The 4,419-nt window shown below is 61.1% G+C and carries 4 protein-coding genes; 2 read left to right on the top strand and 2 right to left on the bottom strand.

The features are described from left to right. A partial coding sequence (locus tag L9Z73_RS26095) for a methyl-accepting chemotaxis protein (protein WP_247407342.1) occupies positions 1–1,222 on the bottom strand: 1,222 nt, incomplete at its 3' end. 234 nt (positions 1,223–1,456) lie between these two features. Here L9Z73_RS26095 and L9Z73_RS26090 point away from each other — a divergent pair. Continuing rightward, a complete protein-coding gene (locus tag L9Z73_RS26090) occupies positions 1,457–2,884 on the top strand; it encodes a nucleobase:cation symporter-2 family protein (RefSeq protein WP_247407340.1) in 1,428 nt (475 codons plus the stop codon). Positions 2,885–2,896: 12 nt separating this feature from the next. After that, positions 2,897–3,358: an LEA type 2 family protein gene (locus tag L9Z73_RS26085; RefSeq protein ID WP_247407338.1), complete on the top strand. Its 462-nt coding sequence runs from the start codon at positions 2,897–2,899 to the stop codon at positions 3,356–3,358. A gap of 16 nt (positions 3,359–3,374) precedes the next feature. Here the strand turns inward: L9Z73_RS26085 and L9Z73_RS26080 are convergent, their stop codons facing one another. Further along, positions 3,375–4,301: a carbon-nitrogen hydrolase family protein gene (locus tag L9Z73_RS26080; protein ID WP_247407345.1), complete on the bottom strand. Its 927-nt coding sequence runs from the start codon at positions 4,299–4,301 to the stop codon at positions 3,375–3,377. Positions 4,302–4,419: the final 118 nt, after the last annotated feature.

Raw genomic sequence — 4,419 nt, 5'->3', positions numbered from 1 at the left:
CGGCGAAGCCGCGCCCGGCTTCACCGGCTCGGGCGGCTTCGATCGCAGCGTTGAGCGCGAGCAGGTTGGTCTGCTCGGCAATCGCCCGGATCACGTCGAGCACCTTGCCGATGTCCCGACCCTGGGTGGCCAAGCCTTCGATCAGCAGCGAGGTGTTTTGCACATCCTGGGTCATGGTCTGGATCGCGCCGACGGTCTCGACCACGCGGTCACGGCCTTCCCGGGCCGCTTGGTTGGACTGGGTGGAGGCTTCGGAGGTGGACACCGCGTTACGCGCCACCTCTTCCACGGCGGCGGTCATCTCATTGACGGCGGTGGCTGCCTGGTCGATTTCATTATTTTGTTGCTGCAGGCCTTTGGAGGCTTCCTCGGTGACTGCGCTCAACTCTTCCGCCGCCGAGGCCAATTGCGTGGCGGACCCGGCGATGTGCTGGATGGTCTGGCGCAGGTTGGTTTGCATGGTCGACAACGCGCTGATCAGCCGCGCCGGTTCATCCTTGCCATCATCTTCAATGACTTTGCTCAGGTTGCCGCCGGCAATGGTTTCCGCCACTTCCACAGCTTTGCGCAGCGGCGTGACGATGCTGCGGGTCAGCAACCAGGCCAACAGCACCGTGAGCAAGGCGGCGGCCACCGCAACGACGACGATGCCGGTGATCGCACTGTCGTAGCTCTGGCCTGCCTGGACGTTGGCTTGCTTGGCGCCGGCGGAGTTGATGGCGATCAGCTTGTTCAACTGCTCGCCCATCTGATCGGTGCCGTCCTTGATCCGCGTGTTGATCAAGGTACGCATCTCATCGACCTTGTCTTGCTTGGACAGGGCCAGCATCTCGGCCTGGGCCGTCAGGTAATTGTCCAAGGTGCCGACAAACGTCTTGTACAAGGCCGCTTCCTCAGGCACGGAGGGTAACGCCGCGTAACCGGCCTGTGCGGCTCTGACCTTGTCGATCAGTGCAGCGATGCGCGTTTGCGCCTCTTGCAAAGCGGCCGGTTCGCGGTTAACCAATACGCGAAACGACAAGATACGCATACGCAGCACGTTTTCCGTGAGAGTGCCCAAGTAGGTCACGCTGGGCAGTTGGTTGGTGCTCATGTCCACCGACGCCTGACGGATCAGCGTCATGCGATTGACTGCAAACACGCCCAATACAACCACCAGCAACGCAATGAATGCGAAGCCGAGAGAAGCTCGAGGAGCAATATTCAGATGACGAAGAGACATAGAGGTATTCTCAAGAAGGAGTGTCTGCGCGCATCCGTGCAGCGGAATGATCAGCTGGCGTCAACACGCGGCTCTGACCTTGGTCACCACTTGTTGTCATTGTTGGGTGGGCCTATAGACGATATCGGCAGGGCCAGCGGTTTGAGCAGGGCTTCCATAAATATTTTTTTACACTTCTGACGACCACCGGTTTCTGGCATCCTGCGCCTCCATTTTCTGACCCGAGCCCGCACTTTGTCTGACGCTCAAGCCCCGCGCCCGCGCTATAAATCCGATCTGATCTATGGACTGGAAGACCGCCCGCATTTCACTGCGGCGATGTTTGCTGCCTTGCAGCATGTGTTGGCGAGTTTCGTCGGCATCATCACCCCTACCCTGATTGTCGGCGGCGTGCTGGGTCTGGAAAGCGAAGTGCCGTACCTGGTGAGCATGGCATTGTTCGTGTCGGGGCTCGGCACCTTTGTGCAGGCGCGCACGTTCGGCCCGATCGGCTCGGGCCTGTTGTGCCTGCAGGGCACCAGTTTTTCGTTTATCAGCGTGATTCTCAGTGCCGGGTTCATGGTCAAGGCCCGGGGTGGCGGCACCGATGAGATTCTCTCGACGATCTTCGGCATCTGCTTTTTTGCGGCGTTTATCGAAGTAGTCTTCAGCCAGTTCATCGGCAAATTGCGCAAGCTGATCACCCCAGTGGTGACCGGCACCATCATTACCCTGATGGGGTTGTCGCTGATCAAGGTGGCAGTCACCGACATGGCCGGCGGCTTTGGCTCCAACGACCTTGGCGCCGCCAGCAATATGGGCCTGGCCGCGCTGGTGCTGCTGACCATTGTGGTACTTAACCGCTTCAGCAACCCGTTCCTGCGCCTGGGTTCGATCGTGATCGGCCTGACTCTGGGTTTCGTCGTGGCCTGGTGGCTGGGCCGCGTGGATATGGCGGCATTGCCCCACGTGCCGTTGATCAGCGTGCCGGTGCCGTTCAAGTATGGGTTCTCATTCGACTGGGTGGCGTTTATCCCGGTGGCGGTGATCTTCCTGATTTCGCCCCTGGAAGCCGCCGGTGACCTGACGGCCAATTCGATGATTTCCCAACAGCCAGTCAAGGGCCCGCTGTACATCAAGCGCATCAAGTCCGGTCTGCTGGCGGACGGCCTCAACTCGGCGATGGCCGCCACCTTCAACAGCCTGCCGATGGTGACGTTTGCCCAGAACAACGGTGTGATCCAACTGACCGGCGTGGCCAGCCGCTATGTGGCGTACTTCATTGCCGGCCTGCTGGTGCTGCTGGGGCTGTTCCCGATGATCGGCGCGGTGCTGCAACTGATGCCCAAGCCGGTACTGGGCGGCGCGACCCTGATCATGTTCGGCACCGTCGCCGTGGCCGGGATCAAGATCCTCGCCGAAGCCGGCCTGCACCGACGCAACATGCTGATCGTGGCCATCTCCCTGGGCATGGGCCTGGGTGTCGCCGCCGTGCCGGAAGTGTTGCGCGACCTGCCCAAGGCGCTGCACAACATCTTCGAGTCGCCGATCACTGTGGGCGCGTTCTGTGCAATCCTGCTGAACATTTTCCTGCCGGAAGAGTTCTTAGAGCTGGAAGAAGATGAATTTGATCCGGAGTCCTCTACCCTCAAAGTGATGCAGGACCCGGACGTCACGCACTAGGAGCACCTTTGTATGCGCAAGCTCATGGTTCTATCGATACTGCTGCTGACCTTAAGCGCTTGCGCCCTGTTCCCCAACCGCGACCCGGTCAATATCAACGTGGTGGGCATCGAACCGCTGCAAAGCCAAGACCTGGAAGTGCGCTTCGCGGTGAAACTGCGGGTGCAGAACCCCAATGAAACGGCGATCGACTACAACGGCGTGGCCCTGGACCTGGAGGTCAATGGCCGGCCGCTGGCGTCGGGGGTGAGTGATCAGCACGGAAGCATCCCACGCTTTTCCGAGGCCATTCTGACCGTGCCGGTCAGCGTTTCAGCATTTTCCGTGTTGCGGCAAACCCTCGGCCTGAGCCAGACCCAGAGCTTGAACAACCTGCCCTACGTCCTGCGCGGAAAATTGGCCGGTGGGCTGTTCGGCACCCTGCGCTTTGTGGACCGTGGGACGTTGGATCTGCCGAACACCGCTAGCTGGTAAACCTCAGGCCATGTGATCAATCGGTCATGAAGCGCACGCCCGGTTTGGCCCGCTCATCCACGCTCAACTCGAAAATATCCGGCCGGGCGTAATGCCCCACTACGTCATAGTCATACCGTGCGCGCACCAGATCGTCGGTATTGATCTGCGCGGTCAAGAGCCCGGCTTCGCCCAGCAGAGGCCCGGCCAAGATGTCGCCCATGGGACCGACAATCACACTGCCACCCGCAATCAACGGGCGGTCTGAAGGCCAGTTGGCCACCTCAACGCCCAGCGCTGCGGGCGACGCCTGTACCTGGCACGCGCTGACCACAAAACAGCGGCCCTCGTGGGCAATGTGGCGCATGCTCACCTGCCACATCTCGCGTTCATCCACCGTGGGCGCACACCACACCTGCACACCCTTGGCATACATCGCCGTGCGCAGCAGGGGCATCATGTTTTCCCAGCACACCGCGCCGCCGATGCGCCCGACCGCCGCGTCGACCACCGGCAATGTGGAGCCATCACCCTTGCCCCAGATCAGCCGTTCAGTGCCGGTGGGCATCAGCTTGCGGTGCTTGGCCACCAGGCCGTCCGCCGGTTCGAAATACAGCATGGTGCAATACAACGTGCTGCCACTGCGTTCGATCACACCCAGGACCAGGCTGGCACGGGTGCGCGCCGACAAACCGGCCAACGCCTCGGTTTCGGCGCCAGGCACGTCGATGGCGTTGGCAAAATACCGCGCAAAGGCTTCGCGGCCTTCAGGCAGGCGATAACCGAGTTGCGTGCCGAAGCCTTCGCCTTTGGGATAACCGCCCAGCAGCGCCTCGGGCATCACCACCAATTGCGCGCCGCTGCGCCGGATCGGGTCTTCATAGGCCAGGATTTGCGCCAAGGTATCGGCCTTGCCGCCGGGCAAGGAACCGATTTGCAAAGCCGCTACAGTAGAAACAGGCATCGTGTCGTTAGCCGCAATCGAGGGTGTGTCAGGGGCCCGTGGCCTGGCCTGGCGTGCATGTTCAAACGCATGGTGACCGTTCCCGGAAAATAGGTGCTGTTCGAATTCGGGCATGGGT

Origin of the sequence: Pseudomonas emilianonis, assembly GCF_023072625.1 — a bacterium.
Taxonomy (GTDB): Bacteria; Pseudomonadota; Gammaproteobacteria; order Pseudomonadales; family Pseudomonadaceae; genus Aquipseudomonas; species Aquipseudomonas paraveronii.
Note: the sequence above shows the minus strand (reverse complement) of the source record. Positions and strands in the feature narration are given on the sequence as shown.